General features: G+C 69.7%; 26 protein-coding genes and 1 pseudogene. 19 read left to right on the top strand and 8 right to left on the bottom strand.

Annotation, left to right across the window (positions count from 1 at the left end; all coding sequences use genetic code 11):
- Window positions 1-167 precede the first annotated feature (167 nt).
- The 7 genes from IG194_RS28650 (at window position 168) to IG194_RS28620 (ending at window position 6,964) form a co-directional block, all read left to right on the top strand.
- Window positions 168-677: a sigma-70 family RNA polymerase sigma factor gene (locus IG194_RS28650; protein WP_058489505.1), complete on the top strand. Its 510-nt coding sequence runs from the start codon at window positions 168-170 to the stop codon at window positions 675-677.
- The gene (locus tag IG194_RS28645) at window positions 674-1,423 is read left to right on the top strand and encodes an anti-sigma factor family protein (protein ID WP_061561646.1); all 750 of its coding nucleotides are present in this window, start codon (window positions 674-676) and stop codon (window positions 1,421-1,423) included. Before IG194_RS28650 ends, IG194_RS28645 begins: the two co-directional genes overlap by 4 nt.
- 358 nt (window positions 1,424-1,781) lie before the next feature.
- The gene (locus IG194_RS28640; RefSeq protein WP_058489503.1) at window positions 1,782-4,385 is read left to right on the top strand and encodes a TonB-dependent receptor; all 2,604 of its coding nucleotides are present in this window, start codon (window positions 1,782-1,784) and stop codon (window positions 4,383-4,385) included.
- Between the two features lie 330 nt (window positions 4,386-4,715).
- Window positions 4,716-5,315 (top strand): biliverdin-producing heme oxygenase, encoded by a 600-nt coding sequence (locus IG194_RS28635; protein ID WP_058489502.1) that lies wholly within the window; start codon window positions 4,716-4,718, stop codon window positions 5,313-5,315.
- Window positions 5,316-5,382: 67 nt separating this feature from the next.
- A complete protein-coding gene (locus IG194_RS28630) occupies window positions 5,383-5,793 on the top strand; it encodes a YbaN family protein (protein WP_058489501.1) in 411 nt (136 codons plus the stop codon).
- A gap of 377 nt (window positions 5,794-6,170) precedes the next feature.
- Window positions 6,171-6,533: a YajD family HNH nuclease gene (locus IG194_RS28625; RefSeq protein WP_043317887.1), complete on the top strand. Its 363-nt coding sequence runs from the start codon at window positions 6,171-6,173 to the stop codon at window positions 6,531-6,533.
- A gap of 89 nt (window positions 6,534-6,622) precedes the next feature.
- Window positions 6,623-6,964, top strand: coding sequence for an FKBP-type peptidyl-prolyl cis-trans isomerase (locus IG194_RS28620; RefSeq protein ID WP_043272616.1), 342 nt, complete (start codon window positions 6,623-6,625; stop codon window positions 6,962-6,964).
- A gap of 12 nt (window positions 6,965-6,976) precedes the next feature.
- Here IG194_RS28620 and thiM read toward each other — a convergent pair whose 3' ends face one another.
- From thiM to IG194_RS28595, 5 genes are all read right to left on the bottom strand, one after another.
- Window positions 6,977-7,840 carry a hydroxyethylthiazole kinase gene (thiM, locus tag IG194_RS28615; RefSeq protein WP_141679761.1) on the bottom strand — a complete coding sequence of 288 codons (864 nt, stop codon included), beginning with the start codon at window positions 7,838-7,840 and terminating at the stop codon, window positions 6,977-6,979.
- Window positions 7,841-7,901: 61 nt separating this feature from the next.
- The gene (locus IG194_RS28610) at window positions 7,902-8,921 is read right to left on the bottom strand and encodes a hypothetical protein (RefSeq protein WP_058489500.1); all 1,020 of its coding nucleotides are present in this window, start codon (window positions 8,919-8,921) and stop codon (window positions 7,902-7,904) included.
- 110 nt (window positions 8,922-9,031) lie between these two features.
- Entirely contained in the window at window positions 9,032-9,568 is a 537-nt protein-coding gene (locus IG194_RS28605; RefSeq protein ID WP_058489499.1) for a cysteine hydrolase family protein, read from the bottom strand.
- A gap of 71 nt (window positions 9,569-9,639) precedes the next feature.
- Window positions 9,640-10,257, bottom strand: coding sequence for an FMN-binding negative transcriptional regulator (locus tag IG194_RS28600; protein WP_058489498.1), 618 nt, complete (start codon window positions 10,255-10,257; stop codon window positions 9,640-9,642).
- A gap of 103 nt (window positions 10,258-10,360) precedes the next feature.
- A complete protein-coding gene (locus tag IG194_RS28595) occupies window positions 10,361-10,591 on the bottom strand; it encodes a hypothetical protein (RefSeq protein ID WP_009620247.1) in 231 nt (76 codons plus the stop codon).
- Between the two features lie 232 nt (window positions 10,592-10,823).
- Between IG194_RS28595 and IG194_RS28590 the strand changes: the two are divergent.
- Window positions 10,824-10,973 (top strand): annotated as a pseudogene (locus IG194_RS28590) (general stress protein); the annotation flags it as partial.
- A gap of 228 nt (window positions 10,974-11,201) precedes the next feature.
- On the opposite strand, the gene IG194_RS28585 reads toward IG194_RS28590, so the two are convergent.
- The 3 genes from IG194_RS28585 to IG194_RS28575 form a co-directional block, all read right to left on the bottom strand.
- On the bottom strand, window positions 11,202-12,062 hold the full coding sequence (locus IG194_RS28585) for a LysR family transcriptional regulator (RefSeq protein WP_043272614.1): 861 nt from the start codon (window positions 12,060-12,062) through the stop codon (window positions 11,202-11,204).
- A gap of 338 nt (window positions 12,063-12,400) precedes the next feature.
- Window positions 12,401-13,558, bottom strand: a complete 1,158-nt coding sequence (cfa, locus tag IG194_RS28580) for a cyclopropane fatty acyl phospholipid synthase (RefSeq protein WP_058489496.1) — start codon at window positions 13,556-13,558, stop codon at window positions 12,401-12,403.
- Between the two features lie 37 nt (window positions 13,559-13,595).
- Window positions 13,596-14,975, bottom strand: coding sequence for a nitronate monooxygenase (locus tag IG194_RS28575; RefSeq protein WP_058489495.1), 1,380 nt, complete (start codon window positions 14,973-14,975; stop codon window positions 13,596-13,598).
- Between the two features lie 402 nt (window positions 14,976-15,377).
- Here IG194_RS28575 and ccoN point away from each other — a divergent pair, with 402 nt between their 5' ends.
- The 11 genes from ccoN (at window position 15,378) to IG194_RS28520 (ending at window position 26,378) form a co-directional block, all read left to right on the top strand.
- On the top strand, window positions 15,378-16,814 hold the full coding sequence (gene ccoN / locus IG194_RS28570; RefSeq protein WP_009620238.1) for a cytochrome-c oxidase, cbb3-type subunit I: 1,437 nt from the start codon (window positions 15,378-15,380) through the stop codon (window positions 16,812-16,814).
- 11 nt (window positions 16,815-16,825) lie between these two features.
- Window positions 16,826-17,035, top strand: a complete 210-nt coding sequence (locus tag IG194_RS28565; RefSeq protein ID WP_058489494.1) for a hypothetical protein — start codon at window positions 16,826-16,828, stop codon at window positions 17,033-17,035.
- Between the two features lie 583 nt (window positions 17,036-17,618).
- The gene (locus IG194_RS28560) at window positions 17,619-18,605 is read left to right on the top strand and encodes a methyl-accepting chemotaxis protein (RefSeq protein WP_412536106.1); all 987 of its coding nucleotides are present in this window, start codon (window positions 17,619-17,621) and stop codon (window positions 18,603-18,605) included.
- A 17-nt stretch (window positions 18,606-18,622) separates the two neighbouring features.
- Window positions 18,623-18,988, top strand: coding sequence for a response regulator (locus IG194_RS28555; RefSeq protein WP_009620233.1), 366 nt, complete (start codon window positions 18,623-18,625; stop codon window positions 18,986-18,988).
- Between the two features lies 1 nt (window position 18,989).
- The gene (locus tag IG194_RS28550; protein ID WP_058489492.1) at window positions 18,990-19,322 is read left to right on the top strand and encodes a lipid asymmetry maintenance protein MlaB; all 333 of its coding nucleotides are present in this window, start codon (window positions 18,990-18,992) and stop codon (window positions 19,320-19,322) included.
- 4 nt (window positions 19,323-19,326) lie between these two features.
- Window positions 19,327-21,567 (top strand): chemotaxis protein CheA, encoded by a 2,241-nt coding sequence (locus tag IG194_RS28545; RefSeq protein ID WP_082996282.1) that lies wholly within the window; start codon window positions 19,327-19,329, stop codon window positions 21,565-21,567.
- The gene (locus IG194_RS28540; protein WP_058489491.1) at window positions 21,551-23,188 is read left to right on the top strand and encodes a methyl-accepting chemotaxis protein; all 1,638 of its coding nucleotides are present in this window, start codon (window positions 21,551-21,553) and stop codon (window positions 23,186-23,188) included. The genes IG194_RS28545 and IG194_RS28540 overlap by 17 nt, the downstream gene beginning before the upstream one ends.
- An 11-nt stretch (window positions 23,189-23,199) precedes the next feature.
- Entirely contained in the window at window positions 23,200-23,697 is a 498-nt protein-coding gene (locus IG194_RS28535) for a chemotaxis protein CheW (RefSeq protein WP_058489490.1), read from the top strand.
- Window positions 23,697-24,506: a CheR family methyltransferase gene (locus tag IG194_RS28530; RefSeq protein WP_043272606.1), complete on the top strand. Its 810-nt coding sequence runs from the start codon at window positions 23,697-23,699 to the stop codon at window positions 24,504-24,506. Before IG194_RS28535 ends, IG194_RS28530 begins: the two co-directional genes overlap by 1 nt.
- Before the next feature lie 13 nt (window positions 24,507-24,519).
- Window positions 24,520-25,560, top strand: coding sequence for a protein-glutamate methylesterase/protein-glutamine glutaminase (locus IG194_RS28525; RefSeq protein ID WP_058489489.1), 1,041 nt, complete (start codon window positions 24,520-24,522; stop codon window positions 25,558-25,560).
- Window positions 25,561-25,730: 170 nt separating this feature from the next.
- Window positions 25,731-26,378: a response regulator gene (locus tag IG194_RS28520; RefSeq protein ID WP_009620218.1), complete on the top strand. Its 648-nt coding sequence runs from the start codon at window positions 25,731-25,733 to the stop codon at window positions 26,376-26,378.
- Window positions 26,379-26,382: the final 4 nt, after the last annotated feature.

The following is a 26,382-nucleotide window of genomic DNA, read 5'->3' as shown; positions in this document are numbered from 1 at the left end:
TAGGTCCTCATTGGGCCAGGTTCGATGAGCCCGTACGACGCACCAGGCGCCGGGTTATTCCCGGCAGCGGAAATTCGCCCGAAAGCCGACCGGCGGTGGAATAAACTGCGCGGGGATTCGTCCCACCGGCTCGACGAACCACGGAGACGGCCGACGGCCACGGCGCGATGAACGAACTGGATGACCAGCAACTGCGCGAACTGCTGCCGCGCCTGCGGCGCTTCGCGCTGTCCCTGACGCGCGAGGCGGCCAGCGCCGACGACCTGGTCCAGGCCACCCTGGAAAAGGCCCTGTCGGCCTGGGGCGGCAAACGCGGCGACGGCGACCTGCGCGCCTGGCTGTTCGCCATCCTCTACCGCCTGTTCGTCGACGGCCAGCGCCGCGCCCGCCGCTACGCGCGCATCCTCGCGCTGTTCGGCGGCGCGGAAGAACGCAGCCCCTCCGCCGAGGACATCGTCAGCGCGCGCTCCACCCTGGAGGCCTTCGAACGCCTGCCGGCCGAACAGCGCGCCCTGCTCACCCTGGTCAGCGTCGAGGGGCTGAGCTACCGCGAGGTCGGCGAGGCCCTGCAGATCCCCATCGGCACCGTGATGTCGCGCCTGTCGCGCGCACGCCAGGCCCTGCGCGCGCTCAGCGAAGGCAGCAGCGGCGCCCCTTCCCTACGGGTACTCAAATGAGCGAACTGACGCCTACCGAAAGCGACCTGCACGCCTACCTCGACGGCCAACTGGACGCCGAGCGCCGGCAATGGATCGAAGCCTGGCTGGCCAGCCACCCGCAGGAGGCCCGCCGCGTCGAGCAATGGCGGCAGGACGCCCAGCACCTGCGCGCCGCCCTGGCCAGCCGCGCCCTGCCGCCGGCCGGCCCGGCGCTGGACCCGGCGCGCATCCGCCGCCAGTTGCGCGAACGCCGCCGCGCCCGCCTTGCCACCGCCGCCGCCCTGCTGCTGGCCCTGGGCGTGGGCAGCCTGGGTGGCTGGCAGGCCCGCGAAATGAGCCTGGTCAGGCACGGCAAGCCGATGGAGGACGCGGTGCAGGCCTACCGCCTGTTCGCCGCCAACGGCAGCAGCGCGCCGCTGGACACCCGCGCCGGGGAGAACGTGCGCAACTGGCTCGGCCGCTACCTGGAGAACGCCAACCTGCCCGCCGACCTCGACCGCCTGGGCCTGCGCAGCGTCGGCGCGCGCCTGCTGGCCACCGAGCAGGGCGCGGCGGCGCTGGTGATCTACGAGGATGCCCAGGGCCATCGCCTGAGCTTCTTCATCCGCCCGCCGGGCCCCGGCCACCTGCTGCTGCCCCACGGCCAGCGGCAGGACGGCGAGCTGCTGACGCGCTACTGGAGCCAGGGCGACTACAACTATGCGCTGGTGAGCCGCAGCGATAATCCGCAGGGGGACCAGGTGGGGCAGTTGCTGGGGTTCTGAGCCAGGCGCCGAATCGCGGACAGCGTCCTCCTACTCCCGCCGGCAAACGGTTATTCGCCCTACGAAGCTGGAAGCAAGAGCGGTAGGGCAACTGTCTCGCCGGTCGTGCTGATGTGCTTTTCGTAGGATGGGTTGAGCTTGCGATACCCATGCGGTTGCGCTGATGGGTATCGCTTCGCTCAACGCCATCCTACGAAAAGCAGTGCCTCCTGGAACCGTAGGACTCCGTCCGCGATTGCCCCCCGGCCGCCCCCCGAAAACTATTTTTACGCGATCCCGAAGTCTCGTTCGTTTCGTCAAATGCCAATGCAACTGATTCGCATTTTAAATGCGGCGAAACTTCAGAAGAGAGCCTTCGATGACCACCCACGCCCGACGCTCCCCCCTGCAACGCCTGTGTGCACCCGCCAACCTGTCGCTGCTGGCGCTGTCCGTCGCCCTGGCCGCCGTGCCCGCCGCCGGCGTCCAGGCCGCCGAGCCCAGCAGCCAGGCCCAGGCCGGCTACCGCTTCGCCATCGAGCGCCAGCCCCTGGCCGGCGCGCTGAATGCCTTCAGTTCGGTCACCGGCTGGCAGGTGGCCCTGCCGGCGGAGCTGGCCAGCGGCGTCACCTCCCCCGGCGTCAGCGGCCGCCTGGGCGCCGAGCAGGCGCTCAAGCGCCTGCTGGCCGGCAGCGGCCTGGACTACCGCCAGGTGTCCGAGCGCAACGTCGTGCTGTTCCGCGCCCCGGGCGCCCGTGCCATCGAATTGCAGCCGCAGACCGTCACCGCCACCCGCCAGGCGCAGAACGTCAACGAGGTGCCGAACACCGTCAGCGTGCGCAGCCGCACCGACTTGGACCGCAACAACGTCAACAGCATCAAGGAGCTGGTGCGCGACGAACCCGGCGTCAGCGTCGGCGGCACCGGCCAGCGCTCGGGCATCACCGGCTACAACATCCGCGGCATCGACGGCGACCGCGTGCTGACGCAGATCGACGGCGTCGAGATCCCCGGCTCCTTCTTCAACGGCCCCTACGCCCAGACCGAGCGCAACTACGTCGACCCGGAAATCGTCAAGCGCGTGGAAATCCTTCGCGGCCCGGCCTCGGCGCTGTACGGCAGCAACGCCATCGGCGGCGCGGTGAGCTACTTCACCCTCGACCCCAGCGACATCATCAAGGACGGCAAGGACGTCGGCGCCCGCCTGAAGGCCGGCTACAGCTCGGCCGACGACAGCTGGCTGACCTCCGCCACCGTCGCCGGCCGCCACGACGACTTCGACGCCCTGCTCCACGTCAGCCAGCGCAATGGCCACGAGACCGAGTCCTATGGCAGCCACGGCGGCACCGGCCTCTCCCGCACCGAAGCCAACCCCGAGGACGTGCGCACCACCAACGTGCTGGCCAAGCTGGGCTGGAACTACGCCGAAGGCTCGCGCTTCGGCCTGACCTACGAGCACTACAAGGACGACGTCGATTCCGACCAGAAGAGCGCCTACGGCGGCCCCTACTCCAACGGCGCGCCGGCCCTGCCGCCGAGCATCCTGCCCGGCGGCATGTACCAGTGGCGCAAGGCCAGCGACACCATCACCCGCGAGCGCTTCGGCCTGGACCATCAGTTCCTCGTCGACAGCGCCCTGGCCGACCACGCCAAGTGGACCTTCAACTATCAGGTGGCGAAGACCGACCAGGGCACCGAGGAGTTCTACTACCCCATGACCCGCCAGGTCCTGCGCACCCGCGACACCCTCTACAAGGAACGCCAGTGGGTGTTCGACCTGCAGCTGGACAAGAGCTTCGAACTGGGCGAGACCGACCACCTGCTGACCTACGGCACCAACCTCAAGCGGCAGAAGGTCACCGGCTACCGCGAAGGCAGCGGCACCTGCCTGGCCGTGGGTCGCGGCTGCACCGCCGTGGGCGCCAGCAGCGCCAGCGACACCCTGGCGCGCAGCAGCGACTTCCCGGACCCGACCATCGACACCTACGGCCTGTTCGCCCAGGACGAGATCCGCTGGAACGCCTGGACCTTCCTGCCCGGCCTGCGCTACGACTACACCCGCCTGAAGCCGCACATCACCGAGGAATTCCTCAACACCGCCGACCAGAGCGGCGACGGCGAAGTCAGCAGCGAGGACAAGACCTGGCACCAGCTCTCGCCCAAGCTCGGCGTGACCTACTCCTTCGACGACAACTACCTGTGGTACGGCCAGTACGCCCAGGGCTTCCGCACCCCGACCGCCAAGGCGCTGTACGGCCGCTTCGACAACCCCACCAGCGGCTACCGCGTGGAGCCCAACCCGGACCTGGACCCGGAGCGCAGCCAGAGCTACGAGACCGGCCTGCGCGGCACCTTCGACATCGGCTCGTTCGACGTCTCGGTGTTCTACAACAAGTACCGCGACTTCATTAACGAAGACGCCATCACCGCCGGCTACAACGAAGTCACCTTCCAGAGCAACAACATCAAGCACGCCATCATCAAGGGCGTGGAGCTCAAGGGCCGCCTGGAACTGGCCCCGTTCGGCGCGCCGCAGGGCCTCTACACCAAGGGCTCGGTGGCCTACGCCTACGGCCGCAACAAGGACACCGGCGAGCCGCTCAACAGCGTCAACCCGCTGACCGGCGTGTTCGGCCTGGGCTACGACGCGCCCAGCCAGGTCTACGGCGGCCTGCTGAACTGGACCCTGGTCAAGCGCAAGGACCGTGTCGACGACACCACCTTCAACGCCCCGGACGGCACCAGCAGCCAGTTCAAGACCCCCGGCTTCGGCATCCTCGACCTGACCGCCTACTACAAGCTGACCGACGACCTGACGCTGAACGCCGGCGTGTACAACCTCACCGACAAGAAGTACTGGCTGTGGGACGACGTGCGCGGCTACGACAGCGTCGGCGAAGCCTCGGTGCTGGCCCCGGCCAACCTCGACCGCCTGACCCAGCCGGGGCGCAACTTCTCGGTCAACCTGGTGTGGGATATCTGAGGTAAGCGCTCTTCGTAGGATGGGCCGAGCCTGCGATACCCATGCGGTCATGGCGATGGGTATCGCTTCGCTCAACACCATCCTACGGAGTGTTGCGGGTGCCGACGGTGTAGCGGACCTTGTCCGCGATAGCCGGAACCACCGGCGCGATTCGCGGATAAGATCCGCTACGCCATGCGCACCTCCGGATTCACCTGTAGGAGCGCGCCCTGCGCGCGAAATCGCGGGCAGGGCCCGCTCCTACAGGGGAACCTCTCATCCGTTCTTTACGTTTTTCCCGCCCTCGTTCGTCTCGTCTTCTGTGAATCCATCGCTCAAGGAACCTGCTGCATGACCACCCTGGAAGCCCCCGCCCTGCGTTCCCAGCGCCTGAACCTGGCGACCCACGCCCCGCACCAGCGCCTGGACGCCGCGGTGAAGGCCCACGATCCCTTCGTCAGCCGCGAGAACTTCACCCCCTTCGTCGTCGCCCAGTACCTGTTCCAGTCGGAGCTGCAGGCGCTGTACCAGGATGCCGAGCTGGGCGCGATCTTCCCCGACCTGCCCGAACGCTGCCGCGCCCGGCAGGCGAAGGCCGACCTCGCCGACCTCGGCGCCCAGGTCCCGGTGCCGGTGGCCGGCGCCCCGGCCAATCCGTCCCGCGCCGAGGCCCTGGGCTGGCTGTTCGTCTCCGAGGGCTCCAAGCTCGGCGCCGCCTTCCTGATCAAGCGCGTGGCCGCCCTGGGCCTGGACGAGAACTTCGGCGCCCGCCACCTGGGCGAGCCGGCCGGCGGCCGCGCCGAAGGCTGGAAGCGCTTCACCCGCACCCTCGACGGCCTGGCGCTGAGCGCCGAGGAAGAACGCGCGGCCGAAGCCGGCGCCCTGGCCGCCTTCGAGCGTTTCGGCGCCCTGCTGCAGCACGCCTACGAGCATGCCGCCGCCCACGCCTGACGCGATGATTGACGCGCATCCCGGCAGCCGCCAGGATGCGCCTTTCACCCCCGTCGCTGCCGTCCCGATGTCCCAGCCCGCCCGTTCGCGCACCGTCCGCCTGCTCTATGCCCTGCTCGCCTACACCAGCCTGGGCGTGGGCATGGTCGGCCTGGTGGTGCCCGGCCTGCCGACCACCGAGTTCGTGCTGCTGGCGGCCTGGGCCGCGGCCAAGAGCTCGCCCAGGCTCAGCGCCTGGCTGGAGAACCACCGGTTGTTCGGCCCCATCCTCGCCAACTGGCGCAACGGCCGCGCCATCGCCCGCCGGGCCAAGGTCGCCGCCAGCCTGGCGATGCTCGCGGCGCTGGCGATCATGCTGCTCACCCTGCCCCATGGTTACTGGCTGTATGCGGTGGTGCTGGGCATGGCGATCGGTAACCTGTGGATCTGGTCGCGGCCGGACGATCGGCCGGCGACGGGGCCGGAGCGGAATCCGTAGGGCAGGCAGGCTCCAGGCTCTTGTAGGAGCGAGCTTGCTCGCGAACCGTGCTCGCCGGGGGCCATGGTGTTGCCGGTTGCTCCGTTCCCTCTCCCTAACCCTCTCCCTGAAGGGAGAGGGGACCGTTGGGCAGATGCTGATAGTTCGGCGTTAGCCGGCTAGCACAGTGATTACCGGCTGAAACCATTCCTTATCTCGGCACGGACAAGCCCCCTCTCCCTTCAGGGAGAGGGCTGGGGAGAGGGCGCTCTCATACCCAACACCAGCGCAACCGGGAAACTCCATCCGCAAGCAAGTCCCCTCGCCCCCCACAAAAAGCAAATCCCCCCCAACGGAGGTATGCTGAAAACCTCTCCCCAACCACCCGAGCCACCACCATGCCAACCCCCGCCAAACCCACCAGCAAGGTCGACCAGCTCCTCGCCGAAGCCCAGCAGCGCCGCGAAAGCAGCTACCGGGAAAAGGCCCTGAAGATGTACCCCTGGATCTGCGGGCGCTGCGGCCGCGAGTTCTCCGGCAAGCGCCTGAGCGAACTCACCGTGCACCACCGCGACCACAACCACGACAACAACCCCGAGGACGGCTCCAACTGGGAACTGCTGTGCCTCTACTGCCACGACAACGAGCACCAGCGCCAGGTCGACGCCCACTACCAGGGCAACGACGCCGGCGCCAGCGGGCCGAAGGTCACGCACAAGGCCCTGGCCGGGCTGGCCGCGTTGCTCAACAAGGACTCCTGAGCGCGCCTGTTGCCTTGCGCGGCGTTTCCTGCGAAAACGGCGCCCCGAAACGGCCCGGCCGGGCCGCCACCTGCGACAGAGGCACAGACATGAGCGACGAACTGCGTATCGAGGACATCCGCCCGGGCGACGGCAAGGCAGTGGTCAAGGGCGCGCTGATCACCACCCACTACCGGGGCACCCTGGAAGACGGCACCGTCTTCGATTCCTCCTACGACAAGGGCCGCCCCTTCCAGTGCGTGATCGGCACCGGACGCGTCATCAAAGGCTGGGATATCGGCCTCATGAACATGCGCGTCGGCGGCAAGCGCAAGCTCTTCGTGCCGGCGCACCTGGCCTACGGCGAGCGGCAGATCGGCGCGCACATCAAGCCGAACTCCAACCTCATCTTCGAAATCGAGCTGCTGGAAGTGCTGACCCGCGACGACTGAACGCGCCTCGCCTCAGGCCGTGGACTGCACCGACATGAGCCTGGCGCGCTGGCGCAGCAGGTTGGCGTCCACCGCGTCCAGGGCATCGATGAAGGCCACGGCGAAGGAGCCCGGCCTGCGGCTGGCCGCCTCGGCGATTTCCGCGGCCACGGCGAAATGCACGTGGGCCGCCGCCAGGGCGGTGAAGGCGTCCACCGCCACCGCCGTGTAGGCCGCCACCAGCGCGCCCAGGGCGCAGCCGGAGGCGGTCACCCGCGGCAGCAACGCGCTGCCGCCGCCGATGCGCAGCAGGCGTGGCACGGCGCTTTCGCGGCTATCGCCGACCCAGCCCAGCAGATGGTCCACCGCGCCCGAGGCCGATACCGCCTGGCAGTTGCGCAGCAATTCCACCGCCGCCGGCACCGCGCGGGCCGGGTCGTCGGAGCTGTCGAAGCCCGGCGCGCCCTGCCCCAGCCCGGCCAGGCCGATGATTTCCGACGCATTGCCGCGCACCACCGCCGGGCGCTGCTGCAGCAGCTCGGCGGCCACTCCGCCGCGCCAGGGCAGGCCGCCGGCGCCGATGGGGTCCAGCACCCAGGGCGTGCCGTGGACCACCGCCGAACGCACCGCCTGGCGCATGCCCTCCACCTGGGCGCTGGTAGGGGTGCCCAGGTTGACCAGCACGGCGCCAGCCACGCGGGCGAAGCCGGCCGCCTCCTCAGGGTTGTCGACCATCGCCGGCGAGGCCCCGGCGGCCAGCAGCACGTTGGCCATGAAGTTGGCCGACACCACGTTGGTCAGGCACTGCACCAGCGGCCGCGCGGCGCGCAGTTCGGCATGGGCGGCGATGATCGAATCCAGGCTGGGCATGAACCTGGCGGGCGCGGCGGTGGACATGGGGCGGCTCCGGGAGGGCGGCGGAAAGTGCGCCTAATCTACCCGTTCCGCGCCGCGCCCTCTATGGCTGCGCGGTCCAGGGCGTGGCCACGCCCGCCTCCACCTGCAGCGACAGGTAGTGCACGCCGGCCAGCACGCCGCTCTGGCTGTTACCCATCAGCGCCAGCCACTGCTGGTCGAAGGCGTCGTTGAGGTCCTTGCGCAGCTGCGCCTCCAGTTGCGGGCGCTCGCGGTCGCGGGACAGCGCGGTGAGCCCGGCGCTGCCCAGCGACAGCATCGTACCCGCCGCCTTGCCCACCGCCGCGGCGATGGCGCCGACGGCGCCGCTGACGGTCACCTCGCCCAACAGTTTCTCGCTGGTGCGCCGGGCCACGGCGGACACGCCCTGGTCCGGCTCGTCCACGTCCACGCCGGTGCGCGTCGAGGCATCGTGCACCCGGGCGATCAACGCCTGGTAGGCCGGCAACTGCTCCAGGCGCTTCGCCTGCAACAGCTGGTACAGCGAGGCATCCCGTGTGGCGGGTGGGCCCAGGGCGATGGCGGGGATGGCCTGCAAACGCTGGTCCAGCTGCGCGCGGGGCACGCCCAGGCGTTCGGGGATGGCGTCCAGCTGCCCGGCGAGGGCCTGCACGTAGAAACGGGTGGCGGCCTCCATCACCGCGGCGGGGTCGACCTGCCGCGCCACCGGTTCGAGCACGCGGCGCTGGTACTGGCCCTGCAGGTAGACGGACAGGCGGCTGACCGCCGGGCTCTTCTGGCTGTCGCCGAGCTTGTACCAGGCCACCCGCAAGCCCAGCCACTGCTGCGTCCAGTAGCCGGAGAACCAGGGGATGAAGTCGCTGTCGGTGCGCTGGTAGACCAGGTCCATCCAGTTTTCCATGGCGCCGCGGGCGTAGTCCTCGGCCTTGTCGGCGGCGGCCATGGAAGCGGAGGCGATGTCGCGGTCCACCTGTGCCCAGGTGGCCGCCGTCACCGGCGCCAGCGGCTCGGCGGCCTTGTGCCCGGCGCAGGCCGCAAGCGCCAGCAACGCCGCCAGCAACAGGCAGCGCAGCGGTCGCCAGGCTGTCGCTCGGCTGGCCATCGACTATCCCTCCGCCACGGGCGCTGCCGGTGCGGGAAAGTCGCCGGCGCCCTACTCCACCTTATCCGCAGCGCCGCCACAGGGGCTGGCGGCCGGACGCACGGCAGGCATCAGTCGAAGGCCACCGCGGCGCTGGGCAGCACGTCCAGGCGCGGGGCGAAGCTGCTCATGCGGCTGAACACTTCGTTGTGGTGGGCGATGATCTGCTCGGCGCGCAGCACGCGGTTGTCCAGGGTGCTGTGGGCGTCGCCGGCCAGCACCACGTCGTAGCCCTCGGCCAGGGCGCGGCGCACCGTGGTGTCGACGCAGAAGTCGGTCTGCATGCCGCAGATCACCAGGCCGGTCACGCCCAGCTTGCGCAGCAGGGCATCCAGTTCGGTGCCGTGGAAGGAGTCGGGCGTGGTCTTGCGCACCCGCGGCTCGCCATCGGCCACCTGCAGCGCCGGAGCCAGTTGCCAGCCCTCGCTGCCAGGGCGGAAGTCGCCCTCGGGCTCCTCGTGCTGGACGAAGATGACCGGCAGGCCGAGGTCGCGGGCACGGCGGCCCAGGCCGTTGATGCGCTCGACCACGCCTTGGTGGTCGAAGCAGGCGTCGGCGCCGCCGCACAGGGCGTGCTGGACGTCGATGACGAGCAGGGCGGTGGACATGCTGAAACTCCCCGGTAGCGATGGAAAAGGACCAACGATAGCCGGCGGCGGCGGGGCCGGCCAGCGCCGCGTCAGGACGGCAGTTGCTCGCGCATGGCCCCGGCCAGCTCGGCGGCGCCCTCCTCGTCCAGGCGCCCGGCCGCGCCGCGGATGTCGTCGGCCACCTTGTTCTGGCTGAGCTTGGACTTGCCGACCAGCTCGTGGATCTGCACCTCGATGCCGACCACCTTGGCCAGCATCCCGGCGATGAATGCGGGGGTGGAATCGGCCATGCGCCAGGGCCGCGCCTCGCCGGCCTCGTGTTGCCGCGTTAGGTGGCCCACCAGGCCGCGGACGAAGCGCTCGTCGTCGACCACCCGCAGGGTGCCGCGCACGTGCACCACCTGGTAGTTCCAGGTGGGCACCTGCTCGTGGCTCAGGTGCTTGCTGGGGTACCAGTTGGGCGAGATGTAGTGCTCCGCGCCGCGGAACACCACCAGCACCTCGCTGCCATCGGCGTGCTGCCACAAGGGGTTGGCCCGGGCCACGTGGGCGCGCAGGCAACCCTCTTCGGGGAGCAGTTCGAAGGGGATGTGGTCGGCGTCCAGCCCCCCGCCGCTGCCGTGCACCAGCATGCCCAGCGGGTGGGCCTGGATCAGGCGGTACAGCGCGTCGACGCGGGTTTCGCGGAAATGCTCGGGCAGGTACATGCCGTTCTCCGGGTACTGGGAAGGCCCCCATGATGCGCGGGGATTGGTCCACTACAAAGAGCCATTTCCCCTTCGCCACAGGGAGCCATTCCCCAGCGGTCCGTCATTCGCGGGTGATGCCCGTGATGGTGATGCCATACAGGCGCAGCAACGCATCGGTCGCGTCGCCCTCGGGGGTTTCGTGGGCGGCGCCGTACTCGCCCTTCTCCAGGTTGCGGCGCGCCCACTCCAGCAGGTAGCGCTCCGCCTCCTGCATGCTCGGCTTGTGCGCGGACGGCATGGACAGGACGCTCGTGTTGTTGTCCTTGTGGTAACTGATCTTCCAGCGTGCCATGGGCCTCTCCCTCTCGAAGCATGGGTATCAGGGTAAGAAGCCCATGCGCCGCCAGGGTTCAAATCGATCGATCGCCTGCCGCCCGGCAGGCCCCGAGCAACCGCTGGCGAAACTTCTTCGAACCATTCGACCACGTGGCCTTCCCACTACATGTGCGGGCCGATGACGGTTCGCCCATTCAGTGGAAACCAACCCTGAGGAGTTCATCATGACTTCGAAGAGCAGCAACCCCGGCAACTTCGCCAACGACCGCGAGAAAGCCTCGGAAGCCGGCAAGAAAGGCGGCTCCCGCAGTGGCGGCAACTTCGCCAATGACCGTGAAAGAGCCGCGGAGGCCGGCCGCAAGGGTGGCCAGCACAGCCACGGCGGCGGCAGGAGCTAGGCTGTAGCCCTGAGCTGGCCCGGCGGAGCTCCAGGTTCCGCCGGGCTTCTTCATGAAGCGCCTAGCCGTGGTGGTCCCGCTCGCCGTCCAGCGGCAGCGCCACGCCCGCTCCCCCGCCGCCACCGAGGCCGCCGCCCAGGCCGCCCTTGCCTGGCCTCCCGAGGCGCTGAAGGTTGGCGCGCCCGGCGGAAACAGACTAGCCGTTGGGCAGTGTAGCCCCGTGCCCCGTCAGAGCGTCGGGTCCCAGCGCTGCGACCAGTCCGGGTCCTCGCGCACCAGCTCGCGCAGCAGCGCGAAGGCCTGCTGCAACTGCGCCGAATCACGCTCGCGGGAATACACCAGGTAGGTCGGGTAGCTGAACTCCGGGGCCCGCGGCACGCGGCGCAGTACGCCCTTGTCGAGGTAGCTCTGCACCACCCGCGTGCGGAAGTAGCCCGAGCCGCCGTTCTCCAGGATGTACTGCAGCGCCAGCGGCCCGAGGTTGAAGGCCACCGGCGCGCGGGCCTTGTCCGGCAAAGCGCTGTCGTGCTGCTGGCGGAAGCCCTCGCCCCAGTCGATGTACACGTAGGGCTCGGGGTTCTTGGCGCGCACCAGGATGAGCTTCTCTTCCAGCAACTGCTCCACCTGCATGCCCGGCCAGTAGTGCGGCTGGTACACCAGGGCGGCGTCCAGCACGCCCAGCTCCAGCTGGCGCAGCAGGGCCTCGCCGCTGCCGATCTCGGCGCGCACCGCGTAGCTGTCGATGGTCTGCCGGATGCGGCTGACCCAGCGCAGCATCAGCGGATTGCACAGGCTCACCTCGCCGCCGATGTGCAGCACGTTGTCCACGCCCTCGGGCAGCGGCAGGTCGCGCTGCGCGGCTTCCCAGGTCTGCAGCATCTGGTTGGCGTAGATGATGAAAGCCTCGCCGTCGGCGGTCAGGCGCGCGCCAGCGCGGTTGCGCACGAACAGCTTGCAGTTGAGGTGGCTTTCCAGCTTCTGGATGCGCGCGGTGATGGCCGTCTGGGTGACGTGCATGCGCTCGGCGGCGGCGACGAAGCTGCCGTGGCGGGCGATTTCCAGGAAGGTGCGGGTGAGGTCGATGTCCATGCTGTGGGGCGGGGCTGGGGGGCGGGTGGCGGCATTCTAAACCAGGGTGGGGGGACTGCTGGGGGAATGACGGTGGTTTTTTCCGGTGGGGAGTGGTGTTGGGTGAAGGTCCGCAACCCTCTCCCCCCGCCCTCTCCCTGAAGGGAGAGGGGGCTTGTCTGCCTGCTGGAAGAATTGGTTTACGCCGGCGCATATCGGCTGACACGGAAACACCAGCGCACACCGAACGGTCCCCTCTCCCTTCAGGGAGAGGGTTAGGGAGAGGGCGCTCTCGGTCTTGGCGCCGAAGTCCCTGGAAACCCCGTTCGCGAGCAAGCTCGCTCCTACAGGACGGAAGCTCAGCTCACCCGCCGATACCCACCCAACACCCCGCGCCGCGACAGCACCCACTGCCACAGCTGGATATCCCTCGCCCGGAAGGCCCCCGCGCAGGACAGCAGGTAGTAGCGCCACATGCGGTAGAAGCGCTCGCCCAGTTCCTCGGCGAAGCGCGGCCAGCTGGCCTCGAAGTTGCGCGCCCAGGCCATCAGCGTGCGGTCGTAGTCGGCGCCGAAGTTGTGCAGGTCTTCCACCACCAGCAGGCCGTCGGCGGCGTCGCCGATCTGGCCGATGGAGGGCAGGTCGCCGTTGGGGAAGATGTATTTGTCGATCCAGCGGTCCGGCACGCTGCGGCGCTGGTTCTTGCCGATGGTGTGCAGCAGGAACAGGCCGTCGTCGTCCAGGCAGCGCGCCGCGACTTCCATGAAGGTGCGGTGGTTCTTGCGCCCGACGTGCTCGAACATGCCGATGCTGACGATGCGTTCGAAGCGCTCGTCGAGGTCGCGGTAGTCCAGCAGGCGGAACTCCAGCGGCAGCCCGGCGTAGCGCTTGCGCGCCCATTCGCACTGCTCGCGGGAGATGGTCACGCCCACGCATTCCACGCCGTAGCGCTCGGCGGCGAAGGCCATGAAGCTGCCCCAGCCGCAGCCGATGTCCAGCACGCGCATGCCCGGGCGCAGGTCGAGCTTGCGGCACACCAGGTCGAGCTTGGCCTCCTGGGCCTGGGCCAGGTCCTCGGCGTCCTTCCAGTAGCCGCAGGTGTAGGTCATGCGCGGGTCGAGCATGGCGGCGTAGAAGTCGTTGCCCAGGTCGTAGTGGCGCTCCCCCACCGCCCAGGCGCGGTTCGCCGTCTGCAGATTGCACAGGCGCGCCTGCAGGGCGTGGAAGATCAGCGAGGCCGGGCTGACCTGGTCGACCACCCCGCTGCGCAGCAGGCGGGCGAAGAACTCGTCGAGTTGGTCGCAGTCCCAGTCGCCGTCCATGTAGGCCTCGCCGAGGCCGAGGTTGCCCTGGGCCAGGGCGCGTTGCGGCACGCCGGGGTGGTTCAGGCGCATGTCCCAGGGCTGGTGGCCGTCCAGGCCCAGGCCGGCCTGCTCGAGTAGCGAGCGGGCGAAACGCTGAGCGCGGCTGTCGGCAGCCGCCGGGGTCGGGCGGGAGGTGGAGAGCTCGGAAGGCATGGTGTTTCCCTTGTGTTTTCTAGATATCCGTTGGTGCTCAGGCATCGTCGCGGTGCAGGCGCAGGACCGCGCGCAGTTCCTCGCGCAGCCAGGCCTGGCGAATGCGCGGCAGGCGCTGGGCGAGGCGCCGCGCCACCCAGCGCTGGCCGCGGGCGACGAAGCGCAGGCGCTCGGCCATCTCCTCGATGGCCATGGCCTTGGCATGGAAGGCGCCCAACTCGCGTCCGGGCTCGGCGCCCAGGCGCTGCAGGCTGCGGCGCAGGCGGCGGCAGCTTTCCGCCTCGCCCTGGTGCAGCGCGTGCAGGCGCTCCAGAAGTTGTGGGTCCTCGGTCTGCCGGGCGCTGTCGAGCATCACCCGGGCGCCGGCGCGCTCGGCGCTCAGCAGTTCCTGCAGCCAGTCGACGAGGTCGGCGTCTTCGTCGCCGCCCTGCAGGCGCGCCAGGCTGGCATCGGCTTCCGCCACCAGCTGCGCCAGGCGCTCGGCGGCCGGGCGGATGTCGTGCAGCTGGGCGCAGGACTGGCCGGCGTAGATCGGCATGTCCTCCAGGCGGCCATAGGCGCCGCGCAACGGCGAGTCGGTGGAGAACAGGTAGATGGGGCCACCGTCCTGCTCACCGATCACCGGCGTCTCGCGGCGCTCGTGCAGGTTCGCGTAGTCGCCGCGGGTCACCGCGTTGGGCAGCACGCGCACCGGCGCCGGCATCGGCCAGTTGCGGAAGAAGGCCTCGGTCAGCAGCGTCTGCTCCGCCTCGGCCTCGACCAGGCAGCGCTTGTGGTAGTCGTGGGCGTAGGACTCGTCGGTGGCGAGGAAGGCCGAGCCGCAGGCCACGCCCTGGGCGCCCAGGGCCAGCGCCGCGGCGATGGCGGCGCCGCTGGCGATGCCGCCGCAGGCCACCACCGGCACCTCGCCCAGGGCCACCAGCTCCGGCACCAGCGCGAAGGTGGAAACCTGGCCGCGCACGTGCCCGCCGGCTTCCACGCCCTGGGCGATCAGCACGTCCACCCCGGCGCGCAGCGCGGCCTCGGCATCGGCGCGGTTACCCACCTGGTGCAGCACCAGCATGCCGGCGTCCTTGAAGCGGCGGACCACGTCGGCCCGCACGTCCCAGAACAGCGCCACCGCCGGCACCCGCAGTTCCAGACAGACGGCCACCTGCGCCTCCAGCAAGTCGGCGGGAGTGGCCGCGGGGATCAGGTTGACGGCGAAGGGTTCGTGGCTGAGCTCGCGGTAGGCCGCCACCTCGCGGCGGATCAGCGCCACCGGCTCGCGCACCATGCCCAGGCAGCCGAAGCCGCCGGCGTTGCTCACCGCCGCGACCAGTTCATGGCGTGCCACGCCGCCCATTCCGGCGCAGATGATAGGCACCCGGCAACCCAAGAGTTCGACCAGGGGGGTGTTCAGCGCGGGATGAGGCATGGCGGTACTCCTGAAGCCGCAAGGCAGAGCGGCGACAGGACAATGGTAGGCCTTGGGCTTAACTGAATTTAAATGAAATTTAATGGCCGATTAGTTCATTAAAATGAATATGTAAGCCGTATTCGAAAAACCGGATCTACCCCCTGCAAGCCACGCTTTCCTTGCCCATGCCCGCCTGCGGCAAAGGGTCGCGCGGGCGACGGTCGCAGCGTTCATATCAAAATAAGTTTATTCAGCCTTCATTATTATTAATTTGTTGCATGCCTTGACGTTCCGCAGACTGTATCGGCTCCCTGCAAAGGTTCTGGCCCCCCACTCCGACCAGGGTCTTGCACCCGCTGCCACGTTCCCCGTGCAGTGGGGGGAGCAGCCAGTCACCGCGCATTTCGACGGAACTCCAAGATGGCCAGCGTACAAGCCCTCGACAAGAACGACACCTATAACTACGAGATCGTCCGCCGTTTCACCCTCACCACCCTGTTCTGGGGCGTGCTGGGCATGAGCATGGGCGTGGTGATCGCCGCCCAGCTGGTGTGGCCGGAACTCAACCTCGGCCTGCCCTGGACCAGCTTCGGGCGCATCCGCCCGATCCACACCAACCTGGTGATCTTCGCCTTCGGCGGCAGCGCGCTGTTCGCCACCTCCTTCTACGTAGTGCAGCGCACCTGCCGGGTGCGCCTGGTCTCCGACAGCCTGGCCAACTTCGTGTTCTGGGGCTGGCAGGCGAGCATCCTGGCGATGCTGGCGAGCTACCCGCTGGGCATCACCACCTCCAAGGAATACGCCGAGATGGAGTGGCCCATCGCGCTCTGGGTCACCGTGGTGTGGATCGCCTACGCCTACCTGTTCTTCGGCACCATCGCCCGCCGCAAGGTGCAGCACATCTATGTGGGCAACTGGTTCTACGGCGCCTTCATCGTGGTCACCGGCATGGTCCACGTGGTCAACCACCTGGCGCGCCCGGTCAGCCTGCTGAAGTCCTACCCGATCTACTCCGGCGCCACCGACGCCATGATCCAGTGGTGGTACGGCCACAGCGTGGTCGGTTTCATCCTCTCGGTGGGCTTCCTCGGCATGATGTACTACTACGTGCCGCGCCAGGCCGAGCGGCCGGTGTACTCCTACCGCCTGTCCATCGTGCATTTCTGGGCGATCATCACCCTGTACATCTGGGCCGGCCCGCACCACCTGCACTACACCGCCCTGCCCGACTGGGCGCAGTCCCTGGGCATGGTGATGTCGCTGATCCTCCTGGCCCCGAGCTGGGGCGGCATGATCAACGGCATGATGACCCTCTCCGGCGCCTGGCATAAGCTGCGCACCGACCCCATCCTGCGCTTCCTGGTGGTGTCCCTGGCGTTCTACGGTATGTCCACCTTCGAAGGCCCGATGATGGCCATCAAGACGGTGAACTCGCTGTCCCACTACACCGACTGGACCATCGGCCACGTACACGCGGGCGCCCTCGGCTGGGTGGCGATGATCTCCATCGGCGCGCTGTACCACATGATCCCCAAGCTCTACGGCCGCGAGCGGATGTACAGCGTCGGGCTGATCAACGCGCACTTCTGGCTGGCCACCATCGGCACCGTGCTCTACATCGCCTCGATGTGGGTCAACGGCATCACCCAGGGCCTGATGTGGCGTGCGGTCAACGCCGACGGCACCCTCACCTACTCCTTCGTCGAAGCCCTGCAGGCCAGCCACCCCGGCTACATGGTGCGGCTGTTCGGCGGCGCCCTGTTCGCCAGCGGCATGTTCCTGATGGCCGGCAACACCTGGCTGACCGTGCGCGCCGGCCAGCGCATCGACCGCATGCCCATCGCCAGCGCCGCCTGAGGAACCCCGCCATGCAACTGCTGCTCGCCCTGGCCACGCTGCTGGTCGTGGCCGTCGCCCCCTGCCTGCACCTGCGCCGCGCCAGCCGCCACGACCTGCAGCAGGCGGCGCTGCTGCCCTTCGCCGACGACCCCGAGGCCGCCGCGCGGATGAGCGCCGCCACCGGCCAGCGCTGCGAGCGCCTGTTCGACCCGCGCCGCGAGTGCCGCCTGCGGGCCTGATTTACCCGATCCAGGGACGGATCCCTCCCGCGTGCCTGTCTGGCACTTTTCGGGGCCCACCTCGTTGTTCCGTGAGGTGGGCCCTTTTTTTCGTGGCGCATGATGCGTTGGCGTTTTCCGGCGATGCGGGGTGGCGTTTCCAGCTCACCTCCGAGGGGGATTCGGCCATGGTCAAACGGCGGATAACCGCGAACGGTTATTCGCCCTACGTGGCTGAGACTCCCGTCCTGAAGGGGGCCAGTCCGTGCCGGGAGAGGATTCGATGCCAGTCGGCAACGCTGGAGCCGCCGGCTGACGCCGTAATGCCCGTTCCTGCCCAACGGTCCCCTCTCCCGCTTGCGGGAGAGGGTTAGGGTGAGGGGCTCTTGAAATGGCCCCCTACGCCCCGCCCTCACCTCCCCCTAGGGGCCCGTAGGGGTTTCCCCGATTTTCGCGCCACCGCGCCGGCCCTATCGTTCGCAGCCATATCTCCCACTGCGTGAGCGCCGCCGTGTTCGCCTATTCGATCTTCTGGACAGGAATCGCCCTGGGCCTCGCCGGCCTGGGTTTCGCCCAGCCATGGCTGGCCGCGGCCGGGCTGGCCATGGCCGGCGCCGCAGGCATCGTCCTGCGCCCCCGCGCACAACTGCCGGCCGAGCTTCCCGCGCCGGCCGCCGAGGCCCCTGCCGCCGTCGATTGCCAGCCCCTGCTGCACGCCGTGCTGCCGGCCTGGCAGCAGAACCTGGAGCAGGTGCGCAAGCTGCTGGCCGGCAACGTCGGCGAGCTGTTCGCGCGCTTCGCCGCCCTGGCCGAGCGCCTGCAGCAGACACTGGCCCGCTCCGAGAGCGTCACCGGCGGCGAAGGCCTGAGCCACGACCTGCGCCAGGCCCAGCAGCGCCTGCACGAAGTCACCGAGGCCTTCCACGCCGCCAGCGTGCGCAAGAACGAGCTGCTGGCCACCATCGGCAACCTCAGCGGCTACGCCAGCGAGCTGCAGGGCATGTCCAAGCACGTGCAGGACATTGCCAGCCAGACCAACCTGCTGGCCCTCAACGCCGCCATCGAGGCCGCCCGCGCCGGGGAATATGGCCGCGGCTTCTCGGTGGTGGCCGACGAGGTGCGCAAGCTGTCCAGGCTCTCGGCCGAGACCGGCCAGCGCATGGTCGAGAAGGTCGGCGAGATCAACCAGGCCATCCACGCCACCGTCACCGCGGCGCAGGAGCTGTCCAGCCGCGAGGAAGACAACCTCGACTACCTGGACGGCGTCGCCGCCGACATCCTGCGGAACCTCTCGCGCAACCTCGAAGCGCTCAGCGCCAGCGCCGGCGAGTTGCAGCACGACACCCGCGTCACCCAGGCGGACATCCAGGAAATCATCGTCGGCCTGCAGTTCCAGGACCGCAGCGACCAGATCCTCGACCACCTGCAGGGCGACATCGGCCGCCTGCACCAGGCCGTCGCCAGCAGCGATGCCGCCCTCGCCCAGCCGCAACGCTGGCTCGGCGAGATGCGCCGCCAGTTCACCACCGACGAGGAACGCAGCGCCCGCCCGGCGAGCCGCGGCGCCGCCTCGGACGTCACCTTCTTCTGATCGCCCCGGAGCCCAACATGGCCAAGACCATTCTCATCGTCGACGACTCCACGTCCATGCGCCAACTGGTCAAGATGACCCTCGCCGGCGCCGGCCACCAGGTCATCGAGGCCGTCGACGGCCGCGACGCCCTGGCCAAGCTCGGCGGCCAGAAGGTGCACCTGGTCATCAGCGACCTGAACATGCCCAACCTCGACGGCATCGGCCTGGTCAAGGCGCTGAAGGCGCGCCCCGAGTACCGCTTCACGCCCATCGTCATGCTCACCACCGAAAGCGAACAGGGCAAGAAGGCCGAAGGCCAGGCCGCCGGCGCCCGCGCCTGGATCGTCAAGCCGTTCCAGCCGGCCCAGCTGCTGGCCGCCGTGGACCGGCTGGTGGGCTGAGATGCTGCACCTTTGCGACGAGCCCGGCCGCCCCCTGGCGCTGGCCGGCAGCCTGACCATCTACGAGGTGGGCCAGGCCTGCGCCGCCCTGCGCGAGGCGGTCGCCGGCACCCGCCTGGAAGTGGCCGGGCAATGGCCGCTGGACCTGTCCTGCCTCGACGAGATCGATACCGCCGGCGTGCAACTGCTGCTGGCGCTGCGCACGCAACTGCAGCGCCACGGCGCCGTACTGGCGCTGCACGCGCCCAGCGAGGCGGTGCGCGAACTGGTCGACCTGTTGCGGCTGCACGCCGCCCTGCCCTATGCCGCCGCAGCGGCCCAGCCCGAGGCCTGATGCCATGCTCGACGGCGAACAATGGAGCGAACTGCTGCGCGGCTTCATCGAAGAAGCCCGCGACCTGGCCCGGCAGGCCGAGGAATGCCTGCTGGAACTGGAGCGCAACCCGGCCGACGGCGAAGCCATCACCCGCCTGTTCCGCGCCATGCACACCCTCAAGGGCTCGGCCGGACTGTTCTCGCTGCTGCCGCTGGTGAACTTCACCCACCACCTGGAAAACCTGCTGATGGCCGTGCGCGACGGTGAGCGCGCGCTGACCGCCGAGCTGGTCTCGCTGATGCTGCGCTGCCTGGACGAGATCACCTCGATGGTCGCGCTGATCGACCCGGCCAGCGGCGAGCTGCCGGTGGACGCGGCGCACCAGCGCGAACTGCTAGACGCCCTGGCCGCACTGACCGGCAACGAGCCGGAACTGATCCCCACGCAAGCCATCGACTGCCCGGCCCGCGGCCGCCTGGACGCCTGCGCCAGCTGCGAGGCGCAAGGCGCCTGGCACATCTCGCTGCGCTTCGACGGCGAGCTGCTGCGCAACGGCTTCGACCCCGCCACCTTCGTGCGCTACCTCGGCCGCTTGGGCGAAGTGCTCTGCCTGCACCTGATCGACGACGCCGTGCCGGCGCTGGAAGAACTCGACGCCGAGCGCTGCTACCTGGGCCTGGAGATTGCCCTGTGCACCTCGGCGGAACGCGCCGCCATCGAGGAAGCCTTCGAATTCATCCGCGATTTCTGCAGCCTGCGCCTCCTGCCGCCGGGCAGCCAGGTGGACGACTACCTGGCGCTGATGCGCGAGCTGCCGGAAAGCGACGAGCGCATCGGCGCCATCCTGGTCGCCAGCGGCCTGCTCGACGAGCAGGACCTGGCCCGCGGCCTGGCGTTGCAGGCGCAGCACAGCGACGCGCTCAAGCCCGCCCTGGGCAGCGTGCTGGTGGACCAGGGGCTGGTGCCGGCGCAGGCGGTGAACGCCGCCCTGGCGCAACAGCAGAAGGCCCGCGAGCGCGCCCCGGAAAGCAGCCTGATCCGCGTCGCCGCGCACAAGCTCGACGAGCTGATCAACCTGGTGGGCGAACTGGTGATCAGCGCGGCCGCCGCCCAACTGCACGCCCGCGCCAGCGGCGACAGCGCCAGCAGCGAAAGCGCGCAGACGGTCAACCGCCACGTGGAGCTGATCCGCGAGGCGGCGCTGAAGCTGCGCATGGTCGAGATCGGCGAGACCTTCTCGCGCTTCCACCGCGTGGTGCGCGACGTCAGCCAGCAACTGGACAAGCGCATCCGCCTGGAGATCCACGGCGCCGACACCGAGCTGGACAAGTCGGTGATCGACAAGCTGGCCGACCCGCTCACCCACCTGGTGCGCAACGCCATGGACCACGGCATCGAGCCGGCCGGGCAGCGCATCGAGGCGGGCAAGGCGCCCGAGGGCCTGCTGCGCCTGAACGCCTTCCACGAGTCGGGCACGGTGGTTATCGAAGTCAGCGACGACGGGCGCGGCCTGGACACCCGGCGCATCCGCGCCAAGGCCATCGAGCGGGGCCTGATCGAGGCCGGCGCCACCCTCGGCGAGCAGGAGCTGCAGCGGCTGATCTTCGCCGCCGGCTTCTCCACCGCCGACAGCGTCTCGGACCTGTCCGGCCGCGGCGTGGGCATGGACGTGGTGCGCAGCGCCATCGAAGCGCTGCGCGGCAGCATCGAGATCGACTCGCGCGCAGGCCAGGGCAGCACCTTCCGCATCCGCCTGCCGCTGACCCTGGCGATCATCGACGGCTTCCAGGTGAGCCTGGGCGACGAACAGTTCGTGGTGCCGCTGGGCCTGGTGACCGAATGCATGGAGCTGCCGCCCCACGCCAGCGACGGCGCCTGCGGCTACATCGACCTGCGCGGCCGGCCGCTGCCGTGCATCGACCTGGCCGCGCACTTCGGCCTGCCGGGCAGCCGCGGCGGGCGCCGCAACATAGTGGTGGTCAGCCACGGCCGGCAGCAGGCCGGGCTCGTGGTCGACCACCTGCACGGCGAGCTGCAGACGGTGATCAAGCCGCTTGGCCCGCTGTTCCAGCACCTGCAGGGCATCGCCGGCTCGACCATCCTCGGCTCCGGCCAGGTCGCCCTGATCCTCGATATCGCCACGCTTTTCGCCAGCCTCGACGAACAGCCGACGCACCACCCCGTGGACAGCGATCCACAGCAGAGCCACAGGCACCCGCAAGCCGCCGGTGCGCAGGAGACACCCCATGAAATTCATCCGTAACCTCCGGATCGGCATCCGCCTGATCGCCGGCTTCTCCCTGGTGGTGGCCCTGACCACCGCGGTGGGCGCGCTGGGCATTTTCAACCTGAGCAAGGTCAACGACCTCTCCGACCAGATGTACAACCGCGAGATGCTCGCCCTCGACGCCATGCAGGTGGCCAACCTCAACCTGGTGTACATCGGCCGCCACCTGCGCAGCTCGCTGCTGGCCGCCAGCGTCGAGGAACGCGACGCGACCATGGCCCAGGTGCCCCAGGCCATCAAGACCCTGCACGACAACCTGGAGGCGGCCCGCGCCAGCTTCGTCAGCGACGAAGCCAAGGCGCGCCTGGCGCAGCTGGACCAGCAACTGGCGGAGTACGAGAAGACCGCCCTGCACATCCTCGACCTGAACAAGGCCAGCGGCCGCCTCGACGAAGGCAGCGAGGCCAGCGCCCTGCTGCCGAAGCTGCGCCAGCTGAGCAACGCCGCCGACGACAACATGAGCGCGCTGGTGGAGCAGAAGAAACTCCGCGCCCGCCAGGCCAACGACAGCATCACCGACATCTACCTCGCCTCGCGCCTGCAGATGATCGTGCTGGTGCTGGTCGCCGCCGGCCTGGGCTTCGCCATCGGCATCCTGGTCACGCGCAGCATCGTGCGCCCGCTCAACCGCGCCATGGGCGTGGCCAACAGCCTCGCCGAGGGCGACCTGGGCGTGCGCGTGGAGGTCGACAGCGCGGACGAGACCGGCCGCCTGCTGGGCTCCATGGGCCACCTGGCCGAGCGCCTGCGCAACGTCATGGGCGACGTGCGCGGCGCCGCCGACGCCCTCTCCTCGGCCTCCGAGGAAGTCAGCGCCACCTCCCAGTCCCTCAGCCAGGCGGCCACCGAGCAGGCCGCCAGCGTCGAGGAAACCACCGCCTCGGTGGAACAGATGTCCGCCTCCATCGCGCAGAACACCGAGAGCGCCCAGGTCACCGACGGCATCGCCGGCAAGGCCGCCAGCGACGCGGTGGACGGCGGCCGCGCGGTGCGCGAGATGGTCCAGGCCATGAAGCAGATCGCCGACAAGATCGGCATCATCGACGACATCGCCTACCAGACCAACCTGCTGGCCCTCAACGCCGCCATCGAAGCGGCCCGCGCCGGCGACCACGGCAAGGGCTTCGCGGTGGTGGCAGCCGAGGTGCGCAAGCTGGCCGAGCGCAGCCAGGTGGCCGCGCAGGAGATCGGCGGCGTGGCCGGCAGCAGCGTGCAGCTGGCCGAACAGGCCGGCCACCTGCTCGACGAGATAGTGCCCAACATCCAGAAGACCTCCGACCTGGTCCAGGAGATCACCGCCGCGTCCCAGGAACAGAGCGCCGCCGCCGGGCAGATCAACATCGCCATGGGCCAGATGAACCAGATCACCCAGCAGAACGCCTCGGCCTCCGAGGAGCTGGCCGCCACCGCCGAGGAAATGAACGCCCAGGCCAGCCAGTTGCTGGAGCTGATCGGCTACTTCCGCTTCGACGAGCAGGCCCGCGCCCACGCGCCCTACCGCAGCAGCGTCGCCGGCACCCCGCGCGAACCCCATCGACCGATGCGCAAGGCGGCCGCCGCGCGGGTGGACGAGGGCCAGTTCGTCAGCTTCGACTGAGGAAAGCGAGCATGGACAACCTGCAGAGCACGGCGCCCGGCGCGGTACAGCACCTGTCGTTCCGCGTGCGCCAGGCGCGCTACGCGCTGCCCATCGAACTGGTGCGCGAGATCATCGAATACGGCCAGGTCACCGCGGTGCCGATGATGCCCGGCTTCATCCACGGCGTGATCAACCTGCGCGGCAACGTGGTGCCGGTGCTGGACCTGGCCGCCCGCTTCGGCATGTCGCTGAGCGTGCCGGACAAGCGCACCTGCATCGTCATCATCGAACTCGACCTGGGCGACAGCCAGCAGCGCACCGGGCTGGTGGTGGACGCCGTGGACGCCGTGCTGGACATCGAGGCCGCCAGCATTGAGCCGGCGCCGCCGTTCGGCGCCGGCATCCGCACCGAGTTCATCGCCGGCATGGCGCGCGACGAGGCGGGCTTCACCATCGTCCTCGACGTGCGCCGCGCGCTGTCGCTGGACGACATCCGCCAGCTCGGCCTGGCCGCGCAGGCCGGCTGATGCCCACGCGCAACCTGCCGCGCCTGGGCGACGAGGACTTCCGCCGCCTGCAGCGCCTGATGCAGCAGGCCTCGGGCATCCGCATGGGCGAACAGAAACGCACCCTGATGGCCGGCCGCCTGATGTGCCGCCTGCGGGCGCGCGGGCAGCCCGACTACGGCGCCTACCTGCGCCTGCTGGCGCAGCCGGCCGAGGCCGCCGAGCGGCGCCTGGTGGTGGACCTGCTCACCACCAACGAGACCTTCTTCTTCCGCGAGCCGCAGCACTTCGAGGTACTCGGCGACTGGGCCGCGCGCCGGCGCCGGCCGCTGCGGCTGTGGAGCGCCGCCGCCTCCTCGGGGCAGGAAGCCTTCAGCATGGCCATGACCCTGGCCGAGCGCGGCGCGGCGGACTGGTCCATCCTGGCCACCGACCTCAGCCTGCGGGTGCTGGAGAAGGCGCGGCGCGCCATCTACCCGATGGAACAGGCGGCCCACCTGCCGCGGGGCTGGCTGGAACGCCACTGCCAGCGCGGCATCGGCGAAAGCGCCGGCAACTTCCGCATCGGCGCGCACCTGCGCGAGCGGGTGGCCTTCGCCGAACTGAACCTGGCCCGCGAACTGCCGGCGGACGTCGGCCCCTTCGAGGTCATCTTCCTGCGCAACGTGCTGATCTACTTCGGCGCCGAGGAAAAGCGCGGCATGCTCGCCCGGCTGCTGCAGCGCCTGGTGACGGGCGGGCTGCTGTTCATCGGCCACGCCGAGAGCCTGCACGGCCTGGGCCTGCCGGTGCGCACGCTGTGCCCGTCGGTCTTCGAACGCACGCGATGAGAGGAGCACGGGCGTGATCAAGGTCTTCATCGTCGACGACTCGGCGTTGGTGCGCCAGGTGCTCACCGCCTGCCTGGGCGGGCACCCGGGCATCCAGGTCATCGGCCAGGCGGCCGATCCGCTGTTCGCCCTGGAGAAGATGCGCCAGCAATGGCCGGACGTGCTGGTGCTGGACGTGGAGATGCCGCGCATGGACGGCATCACCTTCCTGCGCCGGATCATGGCCGAGCGGCCGACGCCGGCGATCATCTGCTCCACCCTCACCCAGGCCGGCGCGGCCGTCACCCTAGAGGCCCTGGCGGCCGGCGCCGTGGGCGTCTTCGCCAAGGCCAGCGTGGGCCTGCGCGAAAGCCTGCAGCAACTGGCCGGCGAACTCATCCGGCAGATCGAGGCGGCCGCCCGCAGCCACCCACGGGCCACGCCGCCGCGCACGCCGGCCACGGCCGTACCGCCAGCCGCCCGCAGCGGCCGGCTCGCCGGCGAGCGTATCGTCGCCCTGGGCACCTCCACCGGCGGCACCCAGGCGCTGGAGCAGGTGCTGCGCCAGTTGCCGGAGGACTGCCCGGGCATCGTCATCGTCCAGCACATGCCGGAGAAATTCACCGCCGCCTTCGCCCAGCGCCTGGACGGCCTGTGCCGCATCGAAGTACGCGAGGCGCGCCACCTGGACCGCCTGCGTCCGGGCCTGGCCCTGGTGGCGCCGGGTGGCTTGCACATGCAGCTCAGGCGCAGCGGCGCGCACTACCTGGTCGAAGTGCTCGACGGCCCGCCGGTCAACCGCCACAAGCCCTCGGTGGACGTGCTGTTCCGTTCGGTGGCGCGGCACGCCGGGCCCGACGCCCTGGGGGTGATCATGACCGGCATGGGCGACGACGGCGCCCGCGGCCTGCTGAGCATGCGCGAGGCCGGCGCGCGCACCCTGGCCCAGGACGAGGCCAGCTGCGTGGTGTTCGGCATGCCGCGCGAAGCGCTGCGGCTGGGCGCCGCCCAGGCCAGCGAGCGGCTGGCCAACCTGCCACGGGCTATCCTTCAGTTCGCGGGTGGTGACGAATGAGCGCGCCGCCCGCGCGCAAGAGCCGAACCTTGGCCGGGAAAAAGGCTCTGTCCTGAAGCGAAGGCCGTCGCGCGCGGCCATGGAACATGGATACAGGAGCTTGTCGCAATGAACCCACAACGGTCGACTGCCCGGGGCCCGGCGAACGCCCGGGGGCAGGTCGCACGGCCATGAGCTGCCGCCTGCTGCTGGCCGACGACCATGCGCTGATCCGCTTCGGCGTGCGCGCCATGGTGGCCAGCCTGGAGGGCTACGAGATCATCGGCGAAGCGGAGAACGGCCGCCAGACGGTGGAACTGGCCCGTGCCCTGCGCCCGGACATCATCCTGCTGGACGTCACCATGGAAGGCTCCAGCGGCCTGGACGCCCTGTGCGAACTGGGCAGCGTGGCGCCGGCCTCGCGGGTGCTGATGCTGTCGATGCACACCGACGCCGAGGTGGTGCTCGCGGCCCTGGAGCGCGGCGCCCAGGGCTACCTGCTCAAGGACGCCGCCCTCAACGAACTGCACATGGCCCTGCGCGCCGTGGGCCGCGGCCAGCGCTACCTGAGTTCGGCCATCGCCGCCCCGGTCATCGCCCAGGCCCTGGCCCGGCAGAAGCCGGCGGCCAACGACCCCGAGCTGACCCAGCGGCAGATCGAGATCCTCCGCCTGATCAGCCGCGGCGCCTCCACCCGCGCCATCGCCACCGGCCTGGGCCTGAGCGTGAAAACGGTCGAAGCCCACCGCGCCCAGATCATGCGCCGCCTGCGCATCCACGACGTGCCCAACCTGGTGCTCTACGCGGTGCGCCAGGGGCTGATCGACCCCAATGACTGACCGG

It is taken from the genome of Pseudomonas sp. ADPe, from assembly GCF_014843515.1.
In the GTDB taxonomy this organism is placed as follows: domain Bacteria; phylum Pseudomonadota; class Gammaproteobacteria; order Pseudomonadales; family Pseudomonadaceae; genus Pseudomonas; species Pseudomonas citronellolis.
This window is presented reverse-complemented; position numbering and strand designations above follow the sequence as displayed.